The sequence below is a fragment of the Streptococcus agalactiae ATCC 13813 genome (genome assembly GCF_000186445.1).
Lineage (GTDB): Bacteria > Bacillota > Bacilli > Lactobacillales > Streptococcaceae > Streptococcus > Streptococcus agalactiae.
Map to the genome: position 1 here is coordinate 1 of NZ_GL636088.1, position 948 is coordinate 948.

The following is a 948-nucleotide window of genomic DNA, read 5'->3' on the forward strand; positions in this document are numbered from 1 at the left end:
AGATTGAAGACAAACTGGAATGTTAATCCAGCTTGTCTTTTCTTTTACTATTGTTATCACAATTGGTCTTGATATGATCACTTTTAGGCAAACTAAAAAGACTATTCCAGCCATTATCTTACTATATTTTTTCATATTTAAGCACGCTAAAGTCAGCCCAAGGGTTGCCTCCATTTTGGACTTTCCTCTTAATCTCGTGTAACGTAAGTTGTGGTATTCTTTAGCTGTTCCAAACAAACGCTCAATGGTTTCTTTGCGCTGTTGATAGCGTTCCTTCATCCCTCTTTGGTGTCGGATGTCTTCACAGACCTCTAAATCATCTTTCCAGAGATGACGAGTGATTACTTTTTGATGGTTTTTTGATTGGGTACAAACCGATAATAAGGGACAAGACTGGCATACAGCTGGATTACTTTTATACTCACGATAGCCATCTCGAGTAGTCGTTGAATAGGATAAGGGGTGATTTTCTGGACAGAGGTAAACATCATAATACTCATCATAAATAAAGTCTTTTAGCCGAAGCATACCCTTTTTACTACGAGGTCTAGTATAAGAAAAAACTGGTATGATACCTATAGTTAATAGGTAATGCGCGATGCTTGGAGTTTTATAACCAGAATCAGCGATGAGATAGTGAGGAGTCAATGCTTTGATTTTGTCAAAGAGTTCAGGAAATGCCTGACTATCATGGACATTCCCTGCGTGGATACTATAGCCTAGTGCCCAACCATACTTATCACAAGCTACCTGGGCATTATAAGCAAAAACTTGCTTATGTTCTCCCTTATGAAACCAACCACTATCAGGGTCGGTTGTAGAGATTTTCTTACTTATGGGCTCTTTTTCTTTGGCGATTCCTAGCGACTTTTTTCCATGTTTTTCCCTATCTTTAGCAATTTCCTTCTCCAACTGATCACTCATAAATTTAGCTTGTGCATCGACTTC

At 38.5% G+C, this 948-nt stretch carries 1 pseudogene; it reads right to left on the reverse strand.

The window, feature by feature from the left end:
• Positions 1-948: pseudogene (locus HMPREF9171_RS102770) on the reverse strand (IS1182-like element IS1563 family transposase); the annotation flags it as partial.